At 61.5% G+C, this 24596-nt stretch carries 24 protein-coding genes, 3 tRNA genes and 1 other RNA gene; 25 read left to right on the forward strand and 3 right to left on the reverse strand.

Annotation, left to right across the window (positions count from 1 at the left end):
- Positions 1 to 2 precede the first annotated feature (2 nt).
- Positions 3 to 1229, reverse strand: a complete 1227-nt coding sequence (locus tag OES25_11615; protein ID MDH3628284.1) for a hypothetical protein — start codon at positions 1227 to 1229, stop codon at positions 3 to 5.
- A gap of 38 nt (positions 1230 to 1267) precedes the next feature.
- The gene (locus tag OES25_11620) at positions 1268 to 1855 is read right to left on the reverse strand and encodes a polysaccharide biosynthesis/export family protein (GenBank protein ID MDH3628285.1); all 588 of its coding nucleotides are present in this window, start codon (positions 1853 to 1855) and stop codon (positions 1268 to 1270) included.
- Between the two features lie 253 nt (positions 1856 to 2108).
- Between OES25_11620 and OES25_11625 the strand changes: the two genes are divergently transcribed.
- The 3 genes from OES25_11625 to OES25_11635 all read left to right on the forward strand — a co-directional run bounded on the left by OES25_11625 (position 2109) and on the right by OES25_11635 (position 4930).
- Complete coding sequence (locus tag OES25_11625) at positions 2109 to 3494, forward strand: TIGR03013 family PEP-CTERM/XrtA system glycosyltransferase (GenBank protein MDH3628286.1); 1386 nt, start codon at positions 2109 to 2111, stop codon at positions 3492 to 3494.
- Positions 3491 to 4585, forward strand: a complete 1095-nt coding sequence (locus OES25_11630; protein MDH3628287.1) for a hypothetical protein — start codon at positions 3491 to 3493, stop codon at positions 4583 to 4585. The genes OES25_11625 and OES25_11630 overlap by 4 nt, the downstream gene beginning before the upstream one ends.
- A 66-nt stretch (positions 4586 to 4651) precedes the next feature.
- Positions 4652 to 4930, forward strand: coding sequence for a PqqD family protein (locus OES25_11635; GenBank protein MDH3628288.1), 279 nt, complete (start codon positions 4652 to 4654; stop codon positions 4928 to 4930).
- Here the strand turns inward: OES25_11635 and OES25_11640 are convergent.
- Positions 4927 to 5553, reverse strand: coding sequence for a response regulator (locus tag OES25_11640; GenBank protein MDH3628289.1), 627 nt, complete (start codon positions 5551 to 5553; stop codon positions 4927 to 4929). The genes OES25_11635 and OES25_11640 overlap by 4 nt on opposite strands.
- Positions 5554 to 5791: 238 nt before the next feature.
- Between OES25_11640 and OES25_11645 the strand changes: the two genes are divergently transcribed.
- The 22 genes from OES25_11645 to OES25_11750 all read left to right on the forward strand — a co-directional run.
- Positions 5792 to 5868, forward strand: a tRNA-Arg gene (locus OES25_11645).
- 9 nt (positions 5869 to 5877) lie between these two features.
- Positions 5878 to 6345 carry a tRNA adenosine(34) deaminase TadA gene (tadA, locus tag OES25_11650; GenBank protein MDH3628290.1) on the forward strand — a complete coding sequence of 156 codons (468 nt, stop codon included), beginning with the start codon at positions 5878 to 5880 and terminating at the stop codon, positions 6343 to 6345.
- A gap of 29 nt (positions 6346 to 6374) precedes the next feature.
- Positions 6375 to 6467 (forward strand) — tRNA-Ser (locus OES25_11655).
- Positions 6468 to 6522: 55 nt separating this feature from the next.
- Positions 6523 to 6610, forward strand: a tRNA-Ser gene (locus OES25_11660).
- A 57-nt stretch (positions 6611 to 6667) separates the two neighbouring features.
- Positions 6668 to 6767: signal recognition particle sRNA small type (ffs, locus tag OES25_11665), an RNA gene on the forward strand.
- Positions 6768 to 6813: 46 nt separating this feature from the next.
- On the forward strand, positions 6814 to 8520 hold the full coding sequence (dnaX, locus tag OES25_11670; GenBank protein ID MDH3628291.1) for a DNA polymerase III subunit gamma/tau: 1707 nt from the start codon (positions 6814 to 6816) through the stop codon (positions 8518 to 8520).
- Positions 8517 to 8816 (forward strand): YbaB/EbfC family nucleoid-associated protein, encoded by a 300-nt coding sequence (locus OES25_11675; protein ID MDH3628292.1) that lies wholly within the window; start codon positions 8517 to 8519, stop codon positions 8814 to 8816. Before dnaX ends, OES25_11675 begins: the two co-directional genes overlap by 4 nt.
- A 9-nt stretch (positions 8817 to 8825) precedes the next feature.
- On the forward strand, positions 8826 to 9425 hold the full coding sequence (gene recR / locus OES25_11680) for a recombination mediator RecR (GenBank protein ID MDH3628293.1): 600 nt from the start codon (positions 8826 to 8828) through the stop codon (positions 9423 to 9425).
- A 90-nt stretch (positions 9426 to 9515) separates the two neighbouring features.
- Complete coding sequence (locus OES25_11685; protein MDH3628294.1) at positions 9516 to 10010, forward strand: roadblock/LC7 domain-containing protein; 495 nt, start codon at positions 9516 to 9518, stop codon at positions 10008 to 10010.
- An 18-nt stretch (positions 10011 to 10028) separates the two neighbouring features.
- The gene (locus OES25_11690) at positions 10029 to 10613 is read left to right on the forward strand and encodes an ADP-ribosylation factor-like protein (GenBank protein MDH3628295.1); all 585 of its coding nucleotides are present in this window, start codon (positions 10029 to 10031) and stop codon (positions 10611 to 10613) included.
- An 84-nt stretch (positions 10614 to 10697) separates the two neighbouring features.
- Entirely contained in the window at positions 10698 to 11027 is a 330-nt protein-coding gene (gene rplU / locus OES25_11695) for a 50S ribosomal protein L21 (protein MDH3628296.1), read from the forward strand.
- Between the two features lie 8 nt (positions 11028 to 11035).
- On the forward strand, positions 11036 to 11293 hold the full coding sequence (rpmA, locus tag OES25_11700; protein MDH3628297.1) for a 50S ribosomal protein L27: 258 nt from the start codon (positions 11036 to 11038) through the stop codon (positions 11291 to 11293).
- A 44-nt stretch (positions 11294 to 11337) separates the two neighbouring features.
- Positions 11338 to 12354, forward strand: a complete 1017-nt coding sequence (gene obgE, locus OES25_11705) for a GTPase ObgE (protein ID MDH3628298.1) — start codon at positions 11338 to 11340, stop codon at positions 12352 to 12354.
- Positions 12351 to 13388, forward strand: a complete 1038-nt coding sequence (gene nadD / locus OES25_11710) for a nicotinate (nicotinamide) nucleotide adenylyltransferase (GenBank protein ID MDH3628299.1) — start codon at positions 12351 to 12353, stop codon at positions 13386 to 13388. Before obgE ends, nadD begins: the two co-directional genes overlap by 4 nt.
- Entirely contained in the window at positions 13385 to 13852 is a 468-nt protein-coding gene (locus OES25_11715; protein MDH3628300.1) for a 23S rRNA (pseudouridine(1915)-N(3))-methyltransferase RlmH, read from the forward strand. The genes nadD and OES25_11715 overlap by 4 nt, the downstream gene beginning before the upstream one ends.
- An 81-nt stretch (positions 13853 to 13933) precedes the next feature.
- A complete protein-coding gene (locus OES25_11720; GenBank protein ID MDH3628301.1) occupies positions 13934 to 15295 on the forward strand; it encodes a tetratricopeptide repeat protein in 1362 nt (453 codons plus the stop codon).
- 31 nt (positions 15296 to 15326) lie between these two features.
- Complete coding sequence (locus OES25_11725; protein MDH3628302.1) at positions 15327 to 16100, forward strand: phosphoribosyltransferase family protein; 774 nt, start codon at positions 15327 to 15329, stop codon at positions 16098 to 16100.
- 197 nt (positions 16101 to 16297) lie between these two features.
- Positions 16298 to 16762 carry a hypothetical protein gene (locus OES25_11730; GenBank protein ID MDH3628303.1) on the forward strand — a complete coding sequence of 155 codons (465 nt, stop codon included), beginning with the start codon at positions 16298 to 16300 and terminating at the stop codon, positions 16760 to 16762.
- A 318-nt stretch (positions 16763 to 17080) separates the two neighbouring features.
- Positions 17081 to 17587 (forward strand): hypothetical protein, encoded by a 507-nt coding sequence (locus OES25_11735; GenBank protein ID MDH3628304.1) that lies wholly within the window; start codon positions 17081 to 17083, stop codon positions 17585 to 17587.
- Between the two features lie 139 nt (positions 17588 to 17726).
- Complete coding sequence (locus OES25_11740; GenBank protein MDH3628305.1) at positions 17727 to 18206, forward strand: hypothetical protein; 480 nt, start codon at positions 17727 to 17729, stop codon at positions 18204 to 18206.
- Between the two features lie 118 nt (positions 18207 to 18324).
- Positions 18325 to 20916, forward strand: coding sequence for a fused MFS/spermidine synthase (locus OES25_11745; GenBank protein MDH3628306.1), 2592 nt, complete (start codon positions 18325 to 18327; stop codon positions 20914 to 20916).
- 206 nt (positions 20917 to 21122) lie between these two features.
- A partial coding sequence (locus tag OES25_11750) for a thrombospondin type 3 repeat-containing protein (protein ID MDH3628307.1) occupies positions 21123 to 24596 on the forward strand: 3474 nt, incomplete at its 3' end.

Below are 24596 nucleotides of genomic sequence, written 5' to 3' on the forward strand. Positions count from 1 at the left end.
GACTACCTCGCTATTGGACTGCGCCCCAGGGGGCGCCACACGAGACCCAGACGAGCAACGATGGTTGACGTCTCATCCGTCGCGGAGTCACCGCCGGACTGCGTGATGTAGTTGGTCTGCAGACGAACGCTAAAGATCCCACTGACGTCGCGTTCGACCTCGCCGCCCACCGCGATCGTGTCAAGCGTCGCTAACGCCTCGTCGCTTGAGTCGCGTTGGGCGTAGCGCGTCGACGTAGACCAACGCCACTGGCTCGCAATACTCCCCGCGATCCCTAGGGCAATGGATGTATTGGTCGATGTTCCGACACGAGCACCCCCGGAGGTCGGCTCGTGTCTCAATGCGAGATTCAGTCCGGCCCGTTTCATCTTTTTCTCGTAACTAATAGACGCACTAAAGCCGTGGCGAGAATCGTCGGTGCTGACTCCACCTACCGCGGCTTCCCCATTGCTCTGAAAGCCACCTATTGTGTAGCTCAGTCGTTCGTTGCGACTGACCTCGTAGCCACCGACGATAGAAACTTGATGGCTATCTTCGTTGCCGGACATGTCCAGATCGAATCGCCCGTAGTCATAGGCGATTCCCAGGTTGCTCTTTCGCGAGATCGCCCGCGTCACGCTGATCCCGGCGCGTATTTCATCACGGTCCTCTGCCCCCGATGCCAGTGGCATCGGAGCAAAGTCGGTTATCTCCTCGAAGGACGTCGTCGCCAAACCCAGTGTTCCGCCCCAACCCCAACGCCCCTTGAGGTTCCCGCGATAACGCAAATCGGCTCGGAGTCGATCTCGTTCGGTTCGGTCCGTCAGGAATAGATCGGAATCGTCGATGCCGGCAGCGTCACCTTGAGTCTGGGTGCGGTCGGCCGACAGACGAAGCGCCAGCCCCGATCCGCTGCCGAAGTCCCGGTCGTATTCCATACTCAATTTGTGCCCATCGTTGTCGAGTTGGTCAAAGTCGCCGAACTTGGTGAGCGTCGGCGTGTAGCTGAAACGGAGGCGACTCTTGCGGGTCTCGCGATCCCAGGGCAACACGATCTGGAGTCGAGTTTCGGTATCCGACTCTTCCATCGCCCCGCTAAAGCCAACGTTGTCGGAATAGCCCTGCTCGAGTGCGATCGACGGATCGAACCGGACGTTTTGCGCAGCAAGCGGTTCGATCGACAGGAAAACCGCTCCTGCCAACAACACCGACGTTCTGAAGGCATTGGATCGTTGAGAAATCTTGGACATCCGACTGGCCCCTTGCTGGAAATTCATCTCACGAGCAACTAGTAGAAGAGCAACATGTCATCCGGCTGAAGAAATAGGTTTTCTTGCGCCGCATCCCCAGCCACGAGTTTCTTGTAATCAACAGGTATGCGAACCTCGCCCCCGTTCCGCTCGCGGACGAGAACGATCTTCTTGTTGGCAAACTCGGATAACCCGCCGGCAGTCGCTATTCCCTGCAGAATTCGGGTCGGGCTGTAGAACTGACGCGCGCCCTGAGCGTTGATCTCGCCGAGAAAAAAGACGCGGTAACTGTTGATCTGTTCCACGATGACCGTGACGACCGGGACCGTGATGAACTCCTTCAGCCGCTCCAGTATCTGCAAACGGATCTCTTCCGGTGTCCTTCCGGCAACATGGAGATCATTGATGAGCGGTACGGTGATCTTCCCGTCCGGACGAACCCGGACGCTTAACGAGAGGTCCGGTTCTTCGTAGACGAAGATACGCAGAACATCCTCGATACCGACCTGGAAGTCCGACCGGTTGGATCCACTCGCTGGAGTGTCGGCGGCGGAAGCCGTCGTCACGACGATTCCCCCTGCGCAGAGTGCCATTGCAACGAACCAGAGGCGGGTAAGTACCCTCATGAAATGTCCTTCGTTTTAGACAGTGCCCGTGCGGTCTACGACAGAATCCGATCTATTCTAGCGGTGTCAAGCGGAAATTTCGAACGATTGTGAACCTCTCTGGACAATTCCGCACAATTCTTCAGGCATATACATTTACCAGAAATCAGAGATGCATCATCTGTGTTTTGACTCTAGTGGCTCTCGTTCGTACGTTGAGACCCGAAGACGGCTGCTATCCTCGAATTGCGAGCCGTTCGGAGCCTCATCAAGCATGGTACCCACTCGATTAACCCGTCCTCGCTACCTTGTCTATCTCGCGATCGAGGGGCTGATGCTTGTGGGACTGCTCTATCTCGCGCAGCTTGCCACACTGTTACTGACCACCGGTCTTCAGCCGACTCGGCCGGCCTTCGACGGCGCGATTGTGGGTGGCGTATTCGCGTTGATGCTGCCGGCCAGCCAGTGGGGTAGCCTGGAGGACAGCGCCAGTCTGCGGCGCGAGATCACGCTACTCGCATTGATCCCGCTTTTCCCGATCGGGATCTACCTGGCCTACCTCTGGGTCAGCGGCTCCGATCTTCGGTCCCTCACAGTCGTCCTGCTATTAGAAGGCTTGATCCTGGTTCCGCCCTTTGTCGCTTGTTGGCGCTGGTTCTCCGAGCGATACGACATTCTTAACGCTCGCAGGGTTAACGTGCTGATTGTCGGAACGGGGGAGACCGCCCGAGAGGTCTGTCGATGGATCGGTAGTCACCACCGTTCCGGTCACGCCGTTGTCGGCTTTGCCGACGAAGACGAATCAAGACTTGGAACCGTTTTGGCTATGGGCGTCCGAATCCAGACCGACTACGAGTCCATCGCCAGATTCGCCTACCACCGCGCGGATCGGGCAATCGTCGCTCTCGACGAGAAGCGGGGGAAGCTACCCGTGCGCCAGTTGATGGAGTTGCGTCTTCTGGGCATCGACGTTGAGGAGGCCACCACGTTCTTCGAGCGGATCAGTGGCAAGATCGCCATCGAGACCATGCTCCCTTCGTGGTTGATCTTCTCCGATGGGTTCAAGACCTCGATACTCCGCTCGGCCCTGAAACGCGTGGCGGACCTGCTCCTAGCGACCGTGCTGCTGATTCTCACCGCCCCCTTGATGCTGTTGGCGGCGAGTGCAGTGCTACTGACGATGGGACTCCCCGTTCGGTACCAACAGGAGCGTCTCGGCCGCGACGGCACAAGCTTCAGGGTCCAGAAGTTCCGTTCGATGCGGCGGGACGCAGAGGCGGAGACGGGACCGACCTGGTCCCAACGCAACGACCCGCGGATTACGCCTGTGGGCAACATTCTGCGGAAGCTCCGCATCGACGAACTCCCACAACTCTTCAACGTGCTCAAGGGCGAGATGAGTTTCGTTGGGCCGCGCCCCGAGCGAGCCCATTTCGTCCGGCAACTGGAAGAACGCATCCCGTACTACGGGCTACGGCAGACGGTGCGACCCGGAATTACGGGTTGGGCCCAGGTCGAATACGGTTACGGGTCAACCGACGATGACGCCAAGGAAAAGCTGAAATACGACCTTTACTACATCAAGAACAACAACCTGCTGTTCGATCTGTGGATCGTCCTGAAGACGGTGAAGGTCGTACTGTTGGGAGCCGGCAGATGACCGTCAAAGCGACGCACGACTTTTGCGTTCTCGGTCACAATATTCGCATCACAGGCCCTGCCGATCTGGTCGATCCGATCGCCTACGCGTACCGACGGTTCGCCACATCCTCCGAGGATCGGCCGGACACGGTGACGATTTCGGTGACCGACGCGCGCGTCTCCGTCGAGGGCGTCGTTCTGCCGACACCCATCCTGGGGCACGAGGGCAAACAGCTCTACCAGGAGTTCGTGCAACAAACGATGGACCGCGTCAGCGAGTACGCGGTCCTGCATGGCGCGTGTGTCGTCAACGACCAAGGCGCCTGCCTTCTCGCCGCCCCCTCGGGACACGGCAAGAGTTCTCTGGCGCTGGCCCTCGCCGCATCCGGCTACCGGTTGACCGGCGACGACTATGCACCTCTGGATATGGCGAAAGGCGTCGTTCTTCCGTTCCCTCGGGCTATCGCGTTCTATCCGGAGGGAAAGGCCGCCGTGCCCGAAGCCATCGTCCGCCGCGCGCGGAGCAGCAAACACTCGCTATTTGGCAAGCAGATTGCTGATATCGGAGAACTACTTGGTGAGGACACCGTCGTCAAACAACCGGTACCGCTGCGCACAGTCGTCCTATTGAACGATCGGAATGCCACGGACCAGCCGATTTCCGTCGATATCGGATACTACGGCCGTGATGCTCTCCGTTTCGAAAAGGACTTGCTGGGCGTCGACGGGATCGAAATAACCGACTCCGTCGTGACGGCGACAGCCGGACAATGGACACTAGGACTCGATCATCGTCGATACCCGACGGCGGCGCTGAACGCCCTTCTGGACCGACCTCAAGTCCGCTCCGAAAAGCGAGTCACCACCCGACCGAGTTTTGCCGGTGACCCACGGCTAACCGCCATTCCGCGGCGCGTCGCTGCCGACGCGCTCTGTCAGGAGATCCTGAATCGTCGAGGATCGGGTGCCCTTCTGAAGCGCTACAACGGCTCGCTCGCTCGTCTGTTCCTGGACGTCGCCGGAGCTTTGCGCGACGTTCGCTGCTACCAACTGGAGGTCGGCGATTTTGGCCAGACGGTAAGTACCATCCAAACGGTGCTTCGTGGTTGACCTCGGGGTACGGAATGTCGGAACATGAAGGCTGTCACCGCACATTCCCCTGGACCGGAGAATTTGATGGTCAGTGTACAGCCTCGCAAGAACGACCGATTCCAGTGTAAGGATCTCGGCGACGAATTCCTGGCCTACGATTCGGAGCAGGACGAGATCCACGTCCTGAACGGAACCGCCCGGGACATCTATCTGCTCTGTGACGGCCAGACAGAAATCGACGCCATCGCATCGTCACTCTGCGAAAAGTACGGAGTCGAGAGCCGGAGGGCCCTTACCGATATCGAGAAGGTCCTGGAAGACATGTTGCGTCTCGGACTGCTGACCGTCGACTCGCAGGTCTAGCGCGACGCGGCGGTCTGCCCCCGTTCGGCCTCGTTCAGGAGCCGAATCACCTCCAGGCGGAAGTGCTCGAACTGCAACGGCTTGATCAGACATAGGTCGGCGCCTGCGTCGTACATCTTCTTGACGTTGTCCTGCTCGGGGAATGCGGTGATCGCAAGAACCTTGACTCGGGAGAACCGGGGGTTCTCGCGGATGGACTTGCAGAGCGAGATCCCGTCCACGCGCGGCATCATCACATCCATGATGACCAGATCCGGTTCGAGGCTACCGATCTTGATCCCGGCCTCATAACCGTCGGCGGCCTCCTCGACTTTCAGGTCCGCATCCAGTTCCTTGAGCAGACGGTGCACGATCTCGCGGATATTCGGCTCGTCGTCCACGATAAGAACGGTCCGCTCCTTGGGGGTTCCACGGAAGAACGACTCGTCCACGGGGATGTCGAATTTCTCCAGGAAGGCACGGAAGTCCTCGGCGGAGACCCGGTAGTGTCCCCCTGGTGTCGAAAACGCCCGCAGCTTGTTGGATTTGATCCATTTGAGGACGCCGTCGTTGGTCACGGCGCAATACTGCGCGACCTCGGACGTGGTGAAAAAGCGGCGTCCGTTATCGTTCTCGCTGACCATCGGCATTCTCCGCGTTGACTGGTCTGTCGTTGTTTTCGGCGTTATCGCGTTTCCAATATAGGTTCGAGGGTCAGCCCCGGGCAAGCCGGCGGCGAGCGGAGTCTGGAATTTCACATAAGTCGTTATTATTCAGTAGCTTAGCGCCGTTTCGTTGACACCCCCTTAGGTGGGTGGTAGACTCCCGCCTTGCCCGGACGGGGCAGTTTCAGACTCATTTTCCGCAACATGTGCCAACAGACGGACCGTAGCTCAGCTGGATAGAGCGACTGGCTACGAACCAGTAGGTCGGGGGTTCGAGTCCCTCCGGTCCGACCAGGCAGACGGATGATCGACGATTCGCGGTTCATGCGGCTTGCGATCGAGCAGGCCAGGCTGGCCCGTGACGCCGGTGAGGTGCCGGTGGGAGCGGTGGTCACCCGGGGATCGGAGATCCTCGCGGCGGCTCACAATCTCCCCATCAGCAGCCTCGACCCATCGGCGCATGCGGAGATCCTCGCGCTGCGCCAGGCAGGCGGTCGAGTCGGAAACTACCGACTGGTCGGCACCACCTTGTACTGTACGGTGGAGCCGTGCCTGATGTGTCTGGGTGCGTCGATCCATGCTCGGATCGATCGCCTGGTCTACGGCGCCACCGACCCGAAGGTGTCGTCGCTGGCCGGTTTGGAGCGTCTGAGAAATGAAGGTGCGGTCCTGAACCACCAGTTCGAGGTCCGTGGCGGCGTACTCGCTGAAGAGATCGCCGTCATCATGAAGGACTTCTTCCGACAGCGTCGGCAGGAGTCGTCCGAGTAAGTGTCCGTGAAGACTGGGGAAACCAGATCGGAGAGGTACCGAAGTGGCCATAACGGGGGCGCCTCGAAAGCGCTTAGCCTTCGTGAGGAGGCACGTGGGTTCGAATCCCACCCTCTCCGCCACGGTTTCGCCAGATCAGTGCTTGTGGGGGTCGACGGATCGACGGGGTGACGACGAGGAGAGATGTCCGAGTGGCTTAAGGAGCACGCTTGGAAAGCGTGTGTGCGGAAACGTACCGTGGGTTCGAATCCCACTCTCTCCGCCAACCTCGACATCGACCCCGAGACCCCGGCAGGCACTTGGCCGAGAATCGTATTGCGGGGCCCAAGCCCTGTGCACTGTCATCTTGTGAACTCCGCCAGGCCCGGAAGGGAGCAACGGTAAGCGAGTCGTGACAGGTGCCGCAGGATCACTTGGGTCCCATCAGCCGAATCGCAACGTAGCGAGGGAGGTCGAGCCATCTACCAGGTGCTAGCCCGGAAATGGCGACCGCAGACGTTCGACGAGATCGTCGGTCAGACGGCGATCACCCAGACCCTCGCCAACGCGATCCGACTCGACCGACTGGCCCACGCCTACGTCTTCTCCGGTCTACGAGGAACGGGCAAGACGACGGCCGCTCGAATTCTGGCCAAGTGCCTCAACTGCGAAAGCGGACCCAACAGCACTCCGTGTGGGACCTGTGCACCCTGTCAGGAGATCGCCGACAGCCGCTGCATGGACGTGCTGGAACTGGACGCCGCCAGCCGGACCTCCGTCGACAACATTCGCGAACTTCAGGAAGTGATCTCGTTCGCGCCTGCCCGCGATCGCTACAAGATCCTCATCATCGACGAGGCGCACATGCTGTCGAAGGCGGCGTTCAACGCGCTGCTCAAGACCCTGGAAGAACCGCCTCCCAACGTGCTTTTCATCCTCGCCACGACCGAGATCCAGAAGGTCCTACCGACGATCCTCTCGCGCTGCCAGGTATTCGAATTTCGACGTGTCGACGTCCGGGAGATGGTCGGACATCTCCGACGGATCTGCGAGGCCGAGAAGGTCACGATCTCCGATGCCGCGCTCGACCGGATCGCCCGCGCGGGCGAAGGGTCCGTACGGGACTCGCTTTCCACCCTAGAGCAGGTTCTCGCGTTTTGCGGAACGGAGATCGACGACGATGCGCTGCTGCGAATCCTTGGCGGGGTTCGCTCGGCCGTCTTGACGGATCTGACTCGCGGACTTGCGCAACGCGACGGTGCCGCCATGCTTGCGGTGCTCGACGGGCTGGTCGATGAGGGTCACGACCTTCTTCATTTTTGGGGCGAGTGGATCGCCACGCTACGAGATCTCCTGCTGATGCGCACGCTGGATGACGCAACGCCGTTACTGAGCCGCGCCGCGGACGAGGCTGCAGCACTCCTTGAGGCCGCCGACGGATTATCGATCGACGACCTCAACCGTAGTTTTCAGATCGTCGCCGACCTCGAGCACGGCCTCAAGACATCATCAAGGCCGCGATTCCTCTTCGAGGCGGCGCTCATTCGACTGGCCGGTCTTGGCTCGGTTCGACCGATCGAGGAGGTGTTGGCGTCCCTCGAGACCGGCGCAATCGGTGGCTCTCCCCAACGCCCCACACCGCCCCCGGCACGCGCCTCAGCCCCCGGCAGCCCGCCAAGACGGGAGCCGGAAAAAAAAAAGCCCGTAGCCGTCCGGCCACTGAATGAGGCGACCCTTCTGCAGGCGATTCGTGACGAACGACCGGCAGTCGGGGCGATGCTTGCGCAAGGCGCAACACTCCGGCTCGAGGAGGGCGTTGCCCGAGTCGAGTTCGCCGGCCCGACGGCGCTGGCGGGGCGTCTGGGCAGTGCCGAGACCACCGACTGGATTGCCGGGATGTGTGAACGCCGATTCGGCGCGTCCCTCAAATGGCGGGTTACATCGTCCGCCGCTGCCGGAGACGCGGCACCTGCGACTGAAACGTCGACCCCAACGGCTCCCTTGCCGAGAGCGGATCCCACGCCGACCTCGGACGAACCCTCCCGCGAGGAACTGATCCAGACCGCAAAGAAGGAGCCGGCCGTCCACAAACTGCTACGTGAATTTGGAGCACAGATCGTCGACATCCGCCCTCTCGAGGAATCGCCTACGTACCTCGAAGAGAGTGGAATCGACGAGACGGAGGAGACCCGATGAATCTTGGAAAAATGATGAAGGATCTGCAAGCGATGCAGACACGCTTACAGACGGAGATCGAAACTCTCGAGGTCGAGGGGGCCGCAGGCGGTGGCATGGTCACCGCAAGCGTGAACGGTAAGAAAGAACTGTTGACCCTGAAGATCTCACGGGACGCCATCGATCCTTCCGAACCGGACCTCCTCGAAGATCTGGTGGTGGCCGCCGTCAACGAGGCGGGCCGCAAGGTCGACGACGAAGTCGCATCGCTGACCCGTGGCATGGCCCCCGGTCTCAATCTGCCCGGGATGGGCTAGCGGCTCGACGTGGCGAATCTGGCGTTCCCGATCGAACGGGTCATCGAAGAGCTCAGCAAGCTGCCGAGTGTGGGGCGCAAGACGGCCCAGCGTCTGGCGTTTCACCTCCTGAGGGCACCGGTGGAGGATGCGCTGGCCCTCTCGACCACCATTCGGGAGCTTCGCGAGCGGATCCGTGACTGCGAACGTTGTTTCAACCTCGCCGAGGATCCGCTCTGCCCGATCTGTGCCGACCCCGGTCGGGACGCCGGCCTCCTCTGCATCGTCGAGGGTCCCACCAACATCCTGGCATTCGAACGGACCTCCGCCTTCCGAGGTCTCTACCATGTCCTCGGTGGGGCGCTCAGCCCGCTACGAGACATCGGTCCCGAGCAACTTCATATCCAGCCGCTCATCGATCGGCTCGAGTCCGAGTCCATCCGTGAAGTCGTTCTGGCGACCAACCCCAACGTCGAGGGCGAGGCGACGGCGGTCTATCTGGCCCGTCTTCTGGCTTCTCGTGAAATCGTTGTCTCTCGGCTGGCGCAGGGGCTCCCTGCGGGCAGCGAACTGGAGTACACCGACGATCTGACCCTCCGCCGGGCCTTCGAGGGGCGAAACCGGTTCTAGGCTTGCTCCTGGACGGCGACGGACCCTACATTACTGAAGAGGCCACCCGCTTAAATTACTTTAATTACTGGTGGCCAGGATGGGGTGTGCATGTCCGGCTCCAATCTGGTGATCCATGAAGAGGATCACACGACATTTGTCGATCTTCTCGATGAACTTCGAGAGGTCTCCAACGCCCGCTTTATCTTCCTCATCGACAAGAACGGCCAGCAGCTGGCCTCGGTCGGCGAAGTGGAGACGCTAGACCCGACGGCCCTGGCGTCCCTGACGGCGGGAAACGTCGCGGCGACCGAGGGGCTGGCAGAGATGATCGGCGAGGGCTCCTTCACGACCCTGTACCACGAAGGCGAGAAGGACAACCTGCATATCAGCCTGATCGCCGAGAAGATGATCTTGCTGCTGATCTTCGACGAACGGTCCTCCCTGGGCCTGGTGCGCCTGCGGGTCAGCCAGCACGCCGAGACCCTCGCGACCGCGGTCGGAGAGGTCCTCGGGCGGGATCAGCAGGAGTCGGCCGGCGTCGGAAGCAGCCAAGAGTCGTTTTCAGAGATTACCGATGACGATATTGACGCATTATTCGGTTAGCATGCGGGCACGAATACAATGACGTTTATTAACTACGCCGCCAGAGAGATCAACTGCAAGATCGTCTATTACGGCCCCGGCCTGTGTGGCAAGACCACCAATATTCAGTGGATCCACGCCAAGACCCGCACCGACGCCAAGGGCAAGCTGATCTCCCTGGCCACGGAGACCGATCGGACCCTCTTCTTCGATTTCCTACCCATCGAATTGGGGACGATTCGCGGATTCAGAACACGATTTCACCTCTACACCGTCCCCGGGCAGGTCTTCTACGATGCCTCCCGGAAGCTGATCCTCAAGGGGGTCGACGGTGTGGTCTTCGTCGCAGATTCACAGGAGATGCGTATGGATGCCAATCTCGAGGCCATCGACAACCTTAGAGGTAACCTGAGTCAGCACGGCTACGATCTCGAGAAGGTGCCCTACGTCCTCCAGCTGAACAAGCGAGATCTCCCGACGGCGGTCAGCGCCGAGGAGATGGGAAAAGCCCTCAGGCTGAATAACGAGCCGATCTTCGAGGCCGTGGCCACCAATGGCAACGGCGTCTTCAACACCCTCAAGGGGGTCGTCAAACAGGTGCTGATGGACCTCAAAAGTCGCTGATTTCCTGTCGCTTCCCCGTCTCTTGACACCCCTGGGGCGCCTGTCTATAGTGCCTCCCTTTGTCGGGTACGGGAGAGTCTCATCATGTTTGCGGTGATCGAAACGGGCGGGAAACAAGTGCGTGTCCATGTCGGCGACGTGGTCAAGCTGGATACGCTGCCTGGCGACGTCGGCGGTGAGATAGTCTTCGATCGCGTCCTGATGCTGGGCGGAAGTGAAGGCGACGCTGGCGACGACACCCGTGTCGGAAGTCCCACGGTCGACGCAGCTACGGTGCGTGGATCCATCGTCGAACACGGCCGACATAAGAAGATCCACATCTACACCTACAAGCCGCGACAGAATTCAAACCGCAAGCGTGCCGGACACCGTCAGAACTACACGGCCGTCAAGATCGAATCGATCGACGGATAGGCGAAGCAATGGCTCATAAAAAAGCAGGTGGTAGTTCCAGAAACGGGCGCGACTCCCAGTCCAAGCGGTTGGGCGTCAAGCGTTTCGCAGGCGAACTGGTTCACGGCGGCACCATCATCGTCCGTCAGCGTGGGACGCCCATCAAGCCGGGTCTCAACGTCGGGCGCGGCAAGGACGACACACTCTTCGCACTGATCAACGGGCGGGTCGAGTTCGAGTCCCGAGGCCGTCGCGGCCGATTCGTTCGGGTCGATCCCGTCGATTGACGGCAAGTCGCGCCTCGATTTGCGCGGCGTAGGCATCCCCTTCCATGTTCGTCGATGAAGTCACGGTCACCCTTCGGGGCGGCGACGGCGGAAACGGCTGCTGTTCGTTCCGGCGGGAAAAATACGTCGAGCATGGTGGCCCCAACGGTGGCGACGGCGGAAGCGGCGGTTCGATCTGGCTGGAAGCCGATCTCGATACTTCCACACTCCTGGCCTACCGCTTCAAACGAGAGCACCGGGCGGAACGCGGTCAGCACGGACAGGGGTCCGACAAGACCGGACGTTCCGCACACGACCTGATCCTCAAGGTGCCGGTGGGAACCCAGGTTCTCGATGTCGACGGCGTTCAGTCTCTCGCCGATCTGACCGAACCGGGGCAGCGATTCTGCGCCGCGCGCGGTGGCGACGGCGGCCGTGGGAATGCGAAGTTCAAGACGGCGACCCATCGCGCGCCGACACGTTGGGAGCCCGGCTTCCCGGGTCTCGAGTCGACGTTTCGATTGGAACTGAAACTGCTGGCCGACGTGGGCCTCATCGGATTCCCCAACGCCGGCAAGTCCACGCTGATCTCGCGAATCTCGGCTGCACGACCGAAGATCGCCGACTACCCATTCACGACATTGGAACCGAATCTTGGCGTAGTCGATCGTGGGGGGTACCGGTCGTTCGTCGTGGCGGACATCCCGGGACTGATCGAAGGCGCCCACACCGGCGCGGGACTGGGCATCCGATTTCTGCGTCACGTCGAACGCTGCCGTCTCCTTCTACATCTGGTAGACGGCACCGGCTACGAGCGAGATCCCATCGACGGCATCGTCGCCATCCGTGACGAACTGCGACACTACTCGGCGGAGTTGGCAAAGAAACCCGAGATGATCGTGCTGACCAAGACCGACTCGCTGGCCGACGGAGAGACCCAGCAGCGGGTCGAGGCGTGGGCGACGGAGCACGGCTTACCGTTCCTGGCGGTGTCGTCGGTTCGTGGTGACGGACTCGATCAACTGAAACACCGTGTCGGTGAGCGACTCGACGAGCTGCGTGCCGCGGATCCCACGGTATGAAGCCGGTCGTCGGCATCTTCGGTGGCTGTTTCGACCCTCCGCATCACGGGCATCTCGGGTTGGCATCGCGAATGCGTGAGCGCCTTGGGCTATCCCGGGTGGTGTTCATGCTCGCCGCCCGCCCACCGCACAAGCCGTTCGCGGACCTGACGCCAGTGGACCATCGTCTGGCGATGTTGACTTCGGCGCTGGGCGACATCGATGGCCTCGAGGTTGGAACCCTGGAACTCGAACACGACGGTGTCGGTTTCACGATCGAGACGATGCGCCACGCACGAGCCGCGTACCCCGACGAGAATCCCGTGTTTCTGGCGGGCTTCGATTCCCTGATCGACCTGCCCCGCTGGAGGGAGTGGGAGTCGCTGATCGATGAATTCGACATCGTCGTCGCCGAACGGCAAGGCATCCCAGCGACGGTGGATGGGCTGCCCGAGATGTTGCGTCGGCGGGTCCATCGGATCGACGGGGTACCGGACGCCCTGGGTCAAGGCGGGCGTGTCTTCCTGCTGCCGATCGAGCCCGCCGAGGTTGCCAGTCGCGAGATTCGCCTCCGTTGCCAGCGGGGTCACGACATCGACGCGCTTGTGCCGCCTGCGGTAGCCCGGTATATTTCGGAGCAGATGCTCTATTCCGAAAAGCCGTCCTCGACCGGTGACCTCCCAGCAGAACTCACGGAATGTATCGCCGCCGCCCGGGAACGACAGGCCGGCGAGTTGCTGATCCTGGATCTCCGGGGTCTGAGCGATGTGACGGACTACTTTGTCATCTGCCACGGTTCGTCGGACCGACAGGTCAAGGCGATCGCCGAGACCATCGAAGATCGTCTCCGGACGAACCTCTCCGTCAAACCCAAGCATGTCGAGGGGCGCCTACAGGCCGAGTGGATCCTGATGGACTACATCGACATCGTGGTGCACGTCTTCCATGAAGAGAAGCGTCGGTTCTATCGGATCGAGCGACTCTGGGGCGACGCGCCGTCGGTCGAGCTGCCCCCGGATCCCCTGGATCCCAGCCGAGCGACACCTCCCGCTTGAAGATCCAGCTCCTCTCCGTCGGCAAGCCGAAGGACGTCGAAGCGGGTCGCCTGCACGACCGCTACGCGGAGCGGGTAAGGCAGTTGGGTGTGCCCTGGGACTGCCGGTGGGTCCCCGAAGAGAGACTCGGCTCGAAGTACAGCGACGCCCACGTCCGTCAACGAGAGGCGCGGTCGCTGCTTGCCACCCTTGACGCCCGTGATCGGGTGATCGCCCTCCACCCCGCCGGGACGCTCCGAGACACCGAACAGCTGGCCCGCGAGTTGCCGGGCTGGTGTCGCCCCCGCGGTGTGTTCGTCATCGGCGGCCCGACGGGACTCCACGACGACGTGCTGGAGCGATCGCATCTGGTCTGGTCCCTGTCACCCCTGACATTTCCCCATGAGCTGGCGCGGGTGGTGCTGGCCGAACAACTCTATCGGGCTCTGAGCCTCCAGCGAGGACTGCCGTACCACAAGGCCTAGACGTCGGTCCTTGACGCCCTTGTCGGCCTGAATTACTGTTTCATTGCTAAGGGTTTACGAGGATTTTCTGGCTCCCAGATCATGAGCGTACGTTCCGTCATTCTTATCCTGGCGTTGTTTACTGCGCTCCTGGCGTTGATGTCGCTGTTTGCCATGAACAGCGAGGTACTCCTGGACCAGGAACTCCGGATCTGGGGGGGGCGCACCACACCCGTACTGGCGGTCATCGCCATCGCCTTCGCCATCGGAGTCGTCGGGACCTTCGTCGTGGGCATGTCCCGGGAGATCGGTCGGATGATCGAGAGCTCCCGGTTGCGGAAGGCCGGTCGCAAGACCGACGAGATCGAGGAGGAATACTCGAAGGCGCTGGTGGCCGTCCTCGAGGGTCGAGAGGATGAGGCGCTGGGCCACTTCCGCGCGGTCCTCGAACGGGACAGCCGACACTTCAACACGCTGATCAAGCTGGGCGATGTCTTACGGGCCCAGGGCAAGTATGAAGACGCCATCGAGTTCCACCGCAAGGCGCATCTGATCAAGGAAGACAACACCCGACCGCTCTACGCGTTGGTCGACGATTTCGAGGCCAAGGGGGATATCCACCGGGCCCGTGTCGAGCTCGGCAAGATCATCGGCGTCAACAAGAACACCGTCGCCGCCTGGCGAAAACTACGAGCGCTTCACGTCAAGGAAGACGGGTGGGCCCAGGCCCTCGAGGCCCATGAACGGGTGGTCAAGCTGGCCCCCGGCGACGAGCAAGATCGCCGGTTCGGGATCGGCCTGCAGTACGAATTGGCGGCCGAGCAGGTCCGAGGCGGAAAGAGCCGTGAGGCCATCGCGCGGCTGCGACGCCTGGTCAAGGACCATGACAATTTCATCCCGGCCCACGCCAAGCTGGGGGAAGCCCTGATGGAGAGCGGGCAGGAGTCCGACGGGATCAAAGCATGGTATGCGGGATTTGAGGCCACCGGCTCCCCGATCTTCATCACTCGGTTGGAAGAGCACTACCTACAGCGGGAGCAGCCGCTGGCGGCCATCGAGTCCCTCAAACGCTGCATCGTCAAGGCGTCGAAGGACACGCTGCCTCGGTTCTATCTGGGTAAGCTCTACTTCCGATTGGAGATGTTGGACGATGCGTTGTCGACCCTCGAAGGGTTGCAGGGGCTGTCGTCCTACGCTCCGACCCTTCACTTCTTGCTAGGTCGGATCCACGAACGTCGACAGAATCACGAGCGTGCCGTGACCGAGTACCGCAAGGTGATCAAGGATCTGGATCTGGTCCAGCTGGAATATGCCTGCGGATTCTGCGCCTCCTCCCACGTCGAATGGTCCGAGCGCTGCCACAACTGTGGGGAGTGGAACGGCATCGAGGTCAACTTCCGCGAAGAGATTCCACTGGAAGAGTTGGGGCTGGCGCCTGCGCCGATCTACACCGCCGGTAACTAGTCAAGTAACGTCCCGCCTCCCGGGGCCGACCGTGCTGAGTGCCATCCCGAACGTCGGCAACCTGCGTCGACGACGACGTCCCCTGGAAATCCTCGTGGACCTCCTGCTACCCACCGACTGCGGGAGCTGTGGAGCCGTGCTAGGGTGGCACGCCGCCCACGGCAGTTGCCTGAAATGCTGGACCTCCCCGACGTCTGTCTCCCCTGTCGGATGTCACGTCTGCGGCCTGGAGCTCCCGCCCATAGAACGCCCCTCCGACCCGACGGCGGCCCTCTGCGGTCGCTGTTCTGCCCGGGACGGGGATCGCCCACCGCTTCTTGCGTGTGTCCTCTATGAGGACGCCGCCCGGAGCTTGCTACTTCAGGGAAAACTCGAGCCCAGACGTGAGTTGCTGGACGACCTGGGTCTCCAGGTGGCGGCCCGAGTCGCCGCCTGGCGCAGCTCGGCCGGCACCTTCGACCGGGTCGTCCCGGTGCCGTCTCATCCGTGGGTCGATCTGCGTAGAGGGTTCTCCCCCGCCGAGAGGATCGCCCGGCAGGTCGCCCGTCGAATCGATGTCCCGCTGGATCGCCGGATCCTTCGTCGATCGCTGGCTTCACCTCTGGCGTTCAAGCGGCTGGATCGAGGATCCCGGCTGGGGAGCGGACCCCACCTCTACGCCCGCCGACGCCCGCTTTCAGGGGATCGTGTGCTCTTGATTGACGATGTGGTGACGACGGGAACCACTCTGGCGAACGGCGCTCGAGCGCTCTACGCCGCCGGCGCGGGAGAGGTCATGGCGGCGGTCTGGGCGATCAAAACGTGATTTGATTATTATAGGTAAACCCTGTAATTTGGCCCGATGACGAAATCGGCCATTTCCGCCTCTTGACGATTTCCTGCGGTGATCGTATATCAACCCACGTCGAGGCGTATGCTTGACGACACGCGGTTTAGATTTATGATTGTTTACCAATGAAAATGAACGGTTTATCGAGATCCCGCAATGGGGGGGAGGTCACTTTGAAGACGAAGCTTTCACACCTCGGCGTCGCACTGGCGTTGGTGGTGGCGTTGGCCATGCCGGCTATGGCTGCTGGAGAGATCACCGTCGGTGGCTTTGTGCAGGCCATCGCGAAGGCAAAAAACCTGAACGCCACCGATGCCAGCATCGCTGTGGACGCGTTGGCCGCTGCAGGAATCACCCTGCCGGCCGACTTGAACATGAACGGTCAGTTGACTGAGGGCGACGTAGCTCGAATCTCTCAGAGCCTCGGCCTGAATGTGAACACCAGCCGACCTAGCGCCAACTTCACGCGCGCCCAGGTCAACCGGTACTTCCGATCCTTCGAAGAGGAGATCGGATTCTCGGGTGGTGGCGGAGCCGTCGCTGCTTCCGGTACCCCGGCTTTTGACCCTTTCAGCAAGGGTAACGGCAAGAGCAAAGGCAAGGGCAAAGGGCACACCACCCCGACCGAGCCTGAATAAGCATAATAAATTAAAAGGTACCTCGGGGCCACTGGCGATTATCTCGCCGGTGGCCCTTTTTTTGCGTGGGCAGGGACTGTGATTCAACGTATATTGCCCGCGCTCCTAGGTCTGGTTAGGTACGTGGAGATGCGAACCCCCGGCCGTCAGTTGCGCCCGAGCGAATAGGGACTTGGGCAAGAATCGGGCGCTAGATCCCGGCGAAATGCACTTGACGACATTTGGGATTACCGTATATCTACGTAACTTCGCCGAACCGACGAGGTAACCTTTTAGTTAGTAGATTAGTTAGTAGACTGAACGGGGAGGTCATAGTTCATGAACAGAGTGAGACGTCTGAGTGCGGTGGCTATCGCGTTTGCGATGGTAGTCGCGTTCGCGATGCCGGCCCTCGCGGCCAACAGCATCACTGTCGGTAAGTTCGTCCAAGAACTTGCCAGAGCCAAGAACCTGAATGCAACCGATGCCATCATCGCCACCGATTCCCTGGCCGCCGTCGGAGTGAACCTCCCGAAGGACCTGGATCTCGGTGCCAACCTGACCGAAGGCACCGTCGCCGCGATCTCGCGCTCGATGGGTCTCAACGTCACGACCAGCCGACCGGATCGTGATTTCAACACGGACCAGGTCAACCGATTCCTCCAGAGCTTCACCGTAGAGCTGGGCGCTGGAACCCAGACGACCCACTCCACCGGCGAGAACCCGGGCGAAGGAAGCGGACCGGGTAACGGTAACAGTGGTCCTCCGTTTGATCCGTTCTCCAAGGGCAAGGGCAAGAACAAAGGCAAGGGCAAGGGCGGTATGACCCCCACCGAGCCGGAATAAGCCTCCCAAAAAAACAAAGCTTTCGGAGCCGCCACCCCGATGGGGGTGGCGGTTTTCCTTTTCTGACCTGCAGAAAATACTGATAGAGCGTATATGGGAAAGCAGCAACGCTGATGATTCCCACTCCAGGAGGATTGAGATGTTTTCGAACAACCGTCGCGCCGTTCTGAGCTGCGCCATCATTGTGGCCGCACTGCTCGGCTTGACCCTCTCCCCCGCCCTTGCCGGCCAGAGCGTCACGGTCGGGGATTTTGTCCAGGAATTGGCGAGGAACCGCGGACACCAGAGTGTCGACGCCGTTTCGGCCATCAACGCGCTAACCGCCAATGGCATCCGCATCCCTCGTGACATCCGACTCGAGAGCGCGCTGACGGAGAACGATGTGGTCGCGCTCTCTCGCGCCGTCGGCATCTCCGTGACGACGCGCAACCCCGACCGCGTCTTCGATGCCGACCGATCGAAGCGATTCTTTGAGATCTTCTCCAGCGAATTGATCGTCGAGACTCGGAATTACTCGACGGAAGACTCCGACGGCGATGCCCCGCCGTTCGACCCCTTCACCAAGGCCAAGGGTAAAGGCAAGGGCAAGGGCGGCGTGACCGAGACCAACCCCGACTGATCTGCCTCGCCAGGCCGGGTCCCTGATGCCGCCATCCTCCGGGGTGGCGGTTTTCATTTGGGCGGCACTTCCCGAGAGAATTGGTATCTTATCCGGGTTCCGCACGAGGAGTTTTGTCTTGCCCCAGACCCATCGAGCAAACCTGCTGCTGGCAATGTTCGCGTTGTTCCTCCTTTCGGGCGCGACGTCGCTGGTCTACCAGGTGCTGTGGCTGCGCCAGCTGATCCTGATCTTCGGGTCCACCCAGTTTGCGACCAGTACGGTGCTGTCGACGTTCATGGCCGGTCTTGCGTTAGGGGCCTTCGTCGCAGGACGTAAATTCTCCGGGTCACGATCACACCCGTTGGCGGTCTATGGCTGGCTTGAGATCGGGATCGGGATCTACGCCCTGATCGTTCCGTTTCTATTCCGTAGTCTCTCGCCGATCTACCAGGTGATCTGGGATGCCGGCGCCGCCGACTCCTTCGTCGTTCTCAGTCTTGCCAAATTCGTCGGGATCGCGATCGTCCTTCTCCCACCGACCGTTCTGATGGGTGCCAGTCTTCCGGTTCTCGCACGACAGGTCGCCGACGACCCCGATACGATCGGAGGCAAGGTCGGCGGGCTCTACGCCATCAATACCTTCGGCGCCGTCTGCGGTGTCTTCGTGGCCGGCTTCCTGGCGATCCCCAACATCGGCATGCAGGCGACGCTCTACGCAACGGCGGCGACCAACCTGGCCCTGGGCGTCGTTGCGATCGTCGTCTCCCGGCCGGCGCCGAAGCCCGTCGAGGACCCGCGATCAGCTTCGACCAAGACCCGCCGTGAATCCATCACGTCGGGGCGTGTGAAGTTGGCCCTGGTCGCGTTCGCGGTCTCGGGGTTCGGCGCGCTGGTACTTGAGGTCGCCTGGACCCGCGTGCTGGCGCTCGTCATGGGAAGCTCGGTCTACGCGTTCTCGCTGATGCTCCTGGCGTTTCTTGTGGGGCTTGCCGTCGGTAGCGCCTGGTTCTCGCGCTACCTCAGGAAGCGACCGGACGTCGATCCCGGGACGCTGCTGGCGCTGCTGCTGGGGTCCGCCGGTCTTCTGGCCTGGGCGACTGCGTTCCTCTTTCCACAACTCCCACGACTCTTTGCGTGGGTCTTCTTCAGCGGCATCGACATGACTCCGGGGCGCTGGTTCTTCGTGCAGTTCGTGCTGGGGCTGTTGATCATGTTCCCGGCGACCCTGGCCCTCGGTGGCATCTTCCCGACGATGCTGCAGATCCACGCCCGGGAGTTGAAGGGCGTTTCCGGATCGGTGGGAACCGTCTACGCCAGCAACACGGTCGGCACGATCCTGGGCGCCGGCATGGCCGGGTTCATCCTGATCCCGACACTGGGCGTGCTCAACACCGTCATCGCGGTGGCGGTGATCGAGATGCTCTTGGGGATTGTGATGGCCATCGCAGTCACCCGGCGGCGGCGGCCGGTCCTGATCGGCGGCATGATCGTCCTGGCGGTGGTGATGGCGTTCATGCGGCCCGGCTGGGATACCCGCTTGATGAACAGCGGGGTCTACATGAACCTCTTCGACATCGAGGGCGAGACACCGAAGGACTCCTGGGACCAGTTTCTCAAGGCGATCCACACGAACAACGTCACGCTCTACGCAGAAGAGGGCTATACCGCCTCGGTCTTCGTGGCGGAACAGCCGGACTACGGAAACCGCTACCTCTCGGTCAACGGCAAGATCGAGGCCTCCACGTCGAGCGATGTGGAGACTCAGATCATGTGTGCCCACCTTCCGCTCCTGATCCACGACGACCCGAAGGACGTGATGATCATCGGTCTCGCCAGTGGCATCACCGTCGGAGCGGCTGCGGCCCACGAGGTGGAGTCTATCCGGGTGGTGGAAGTCGAGAAGAAGATGATCCCGGCGGCCGAGCTGTTCGCCGAACACAACGACCACGTCCTGGAGGACGAGCGGGTCGACATCTCCGTCAATGACGCACGGAACGAACTGGAGTTCTCGTCGCAGACGTATGACGTTCTGATCTCCGAACCGTCCAATCCTTGGATGACCGTCGCCGCGAATTTGTTTACCGAGGACTTCTTCGAGATGGCGAAGACACGGGTTCGGCCCGGTGGGATCTTCGCCCAGTGGATTCAGAACTACTATCTGCCACCGGAGGATCTCCGCTCGATCGTCGCGGCGTTTCGCAAGTCCTTTCCCCACATCGTCATGTTCGAGACCTACGGAGGCGTGGACCTGATTCTGTTGGGTGCCCAGGAACCCATCGATCTGGACCTGGACGAGATCGAAGGTCGCATGGGCGACCTGACGGTGCGCATGAGTATGGGGCGCGCGGAGATCCGTCGTCCCAGTGACGTGCTGGCGATGTTGCGGATGGGTCCCGAGGAGATCGATCGCCTGGTCATCGACGCGCCGCGCAACACCGACGACAACGCCCGGGTGGAGTTCTCGGCACCGAAGGCCCTGGGCGCCCCCACGCTGTGGGGCAACATGGAACTGCTCCGCTCGTTCTCCGCCGACCCGGTGCTGTTGGTGACCGACGACGAGTCCGATCCTGCCGAACGGGACGCCCTCCGCCTGAAGCTGGCGTACAGCTTCTACCGACGTGGCGAGTATCCGTTGGCCCGGCAGCAGTTGGACCTGATCGAGGATCGGTCCCTGGATGACCAGATCTCGGAGTTGCGGGAGCAGATCGCGACCTACGAAGGCGAATAAAGCTTATATTTCTATTACACGCAGGGTATTCTCGGCCTTTCCGTCCCCTATCCCCCAACCCTCACTTCTCGGATCCTCGTTTTTCTGATCAAGAATTGACAGGAACGGGATTGTTCGCTGCGGATTCACCGCGTATATCTCTCTGAGTTTCTGACGAACTGGCGTCCCCCGCGTCGGCACGGCGCTGGGGTCAAAGGGGAATATTGTTGCAGCGGTCGCTCCCCGGTCGGTGGCTGCCACTGGCCATGATGCTTTTGGGCTGTTGCCTTGTGGCATCGGCCCAGACGACGGTCTACGTCGACGACGACGCCTGCCCGGGCTCGGGGGATGGTTCGTCCGGCTCCCCTTACTGCGAGATCCAGGAAGGGGTCTGCGCGATTCGTGTTGCCGGCGGCACCGTCATGGTGCGACCGGGTACCTACCTCGAGTCGATCCGGATGTTGGGAGGCGTGAGTGTCGTCTCGACCGACGGCCCGGCGGTGACGACCATCGACGCCACCGGGCGTCCCTGCATCCGTCAGTCCGACTGCTTGCCCAGCACGATCAACCTGACCTGCTCCGCCGTCGTCTTCGGTTCGGGGACATTGGCAACCGACCGCCTTGAGGGATTCCGTATCACCGGAGGGGACGGCCTGTTCCGCGACTTCGGTGCGGGAACGCCTCCGAACGCGGTGACAGGCGCCGGCGTCTTCGTCTTTGACAGTTCGCCGATCATCACAAACAACGAGATCGTCACCAACGATCTCAGCCACGGCGGCACCAAGTACTTCTTCGGCGGCGGCGTCTATCTGTTTGGCTCCAGCTATGCCACCCCGACCAACCCGGTGGTCACCTACAACCTGATCGAGGACAACAGCGCCAATTCGCCCCAGGGCCAGAACCAGAACAACATCTCCTACTCCTGGGCTGGAGGGCTCTACATCGGCCAGAACGTCGAGGCCGTTGTCACCGACAACACGATCCGTCAGAACAAGTCCGGCGACATCTCACGGAACCACCAGATCGCCCTCGGTGGAGGCATCGTCAGTTATGGGCTGGTCCCCGGAATGGGACCCAACATCTCCCGCAACGTCATCGTCGACAACGAGGCCGCGGATCGAGGTGGCGGGCTGTTCCTCGGCACGATCTACTCGGGGTCGACTTACTTCCCGACTCAGGGTCTGTTTGACTCCAACGTGTTCGATCAGAACGTCGGTGGTTTCCTCGGCGGAGGTGTCTACGTCGGAACGTCCGCAGCCGAGTTCCACAACAACACGCTGACGGACAACACGGCGGAATTCGGTGGCGGGGCAGCCATCGGGCCGGCCAACGATCCGGGCTCCGAAACCAGCTTCATCAACAACATCATCGTCTTCAACACGGCTACACCGAATGACGGTGGCGGTATCGCGATCTCGGGCTCCTCGGACCCCGAGATTCGTTACAACGATCTGTTCGGGAATACTCCCGACAACATCGGACTCGATAAGGTCGATGGCGACTACATCGGGTCCGACAACAACATCTCGTTGGATCCGTTGTTCGTCGATTTCAATCTGGCAACCCGAGATCTCCATCTCAGCGCTGCCAGCCCCGTCATCGACGAGGGTGACAACACGGTGGCCGGCGCCATCGATCTGGATGGCAATCCACGTGTGCAGGACGGCATCGGTGACGAGTCGGCGGTCGTCGACCTCGGCGCGTTCGAGTACGAGTTGCCGCCCCCCCCCGACGACGACAGCGACGGTATCTTCAACGACGGTGACTTTAGTGGAACCGCCGGCGACAACCCGTGCCCCGACGGTGTCACCACCAATTGCGACGACAACTGCCCGCTGAACGCCAACCCGGGCCAGGAAGATGGGGACGGCGACCTGATCGGTGACGTCTGCGACAGCTGCCCCAACGACGCGGCCAACGATGTCGACGCCGATGGCGTGTGCGGCGATGTGGACAACTGTCCGACGAACGCCAACACCCCACAGACCGATTCCGACAGCGACGGCGCTGGCGACGTCTGCGACCCGTGCCCCAACGACGCCGACGACGATATCGACAGCGATGGTCTCTGCGGCGATGTGGACAACTGCCCCGCCATCGGCAATCCCGGTCAGGCGGATGGGGATAGCGACGGGCTGGGCGATGTCTGCGACGCCTGCCCCAACGACCCGGGGAACGATGAGGACTCCGACGGCCTTTGCGGCGATGTCGACAACTGCCCGACGGTCTCCAACGTCTCACAGACCGATGGCGACAGCGACACGATCGGTGACGCCTGCGACGCTTGCCCCAACGATGCCAACAACGACATTGATGGAGATACGGTCTGCGGGGATGTGGACAACTGTCCGACAACATCCAACGTCGCTCAGACCGACACGGACAGCGACACGCTTGGCGACGCCTGCGACACCTGCCCCAACGATGCCAACAACGACATCGATGGCGACACGATCTGCGGCGATGTGGACAACTGCCCAACGACGGCCAACACACCGCAGACCGACACCGACAGCGACACGCTGGGCGACGTCTGCGACACCTGTCCCAACGACGCCAACAACGACATTGATGGTGACACGGTCTGCGGTGACGTGGACAACTGCCCGACGACGTCCAACGTCGGCCAGGTCGACACGGACAGCGACACCCTGGGCGATGCCTGCGACACCTGCCCCAACGATGCCAACAACGACATCGATGGTGACACCGTCTGTGGCGACGTGGACAACTGCCCAACGACATCGAACGTCAGTCAGACCGACACCGACAGCGACACGCTGGGCGACGCCTGCGACACCTGCCCCAACGATGCCAACAACGATATCGATGGCGACACGATCTGCGGCGATGTGGACAACTGCCCAACGACGGCGAACACACCGCAGACCGACACCGACAGCGACACGCTGGGCGACGCCTGCGACACCTGTCCCAACGACGCCAACAACGACATCGACGGTGACACGATCTGCGGTGACGTGGACAACTGCCCGACTACGTCGAATGTCAGTCAGACTGACACCGATAGCGACACCCTGGGCGACGCCTGCGACACCTGCCCCAACGACGCCAACAACGACATCGATGGTGACACGGTCTGTGGCGACGTGGACAACTGCCCAACGACATCGAACGTCAGTCAGACCGACACCGACAGCGACACGCTGGGCGACGCCTGCGACACCTGCCCCAACGATGCCAACAACGACATCGATGGTGACACGATCTGCGGTGACGTGGATAACTGTCCGACGACGTCCAACGTCGGCCAGGCCGACACCGACAGCGACACGCTGGGCGACGCCTGCGACACCTGTCCCAACGACGAAAACAACGACATCGATGGCGACACGGTCTGCGGTGACGTGGACAACTGCCCAACGACATCGAACGTCAGTCAGACCGACACCGACAGCGACACGCTGGGCGACGTCTGCGACACCTGTCCCAACGATGCCAACAACGACATCGATGGTGACACCGTCTGTGGCGACGTGGACAACTGTCCGACAACATCCAACGTCGCTCAGACCGACACGGACAGCGACACGCTTGGCGACGCCTGCGACACCTGCCCCAACGACGCCAACAACGACATTGATGGAGATACGGTCTGCGGGGATGTGGACAACTGTCCGACAACATCCAACGTCGCTCAGACCGACACGGACAGCGACACGCTTGGCGACGCCTGCGAC

This window comes from Acidobacteriota bacterium, assembly GCA_029861955.1.
Classification (GTDB): Bacteria; Acidobacteriota; Polarisedimenticolia; order Polarisedimenticolales; family Polarisedimenticolaceae; genus JAOTYK01.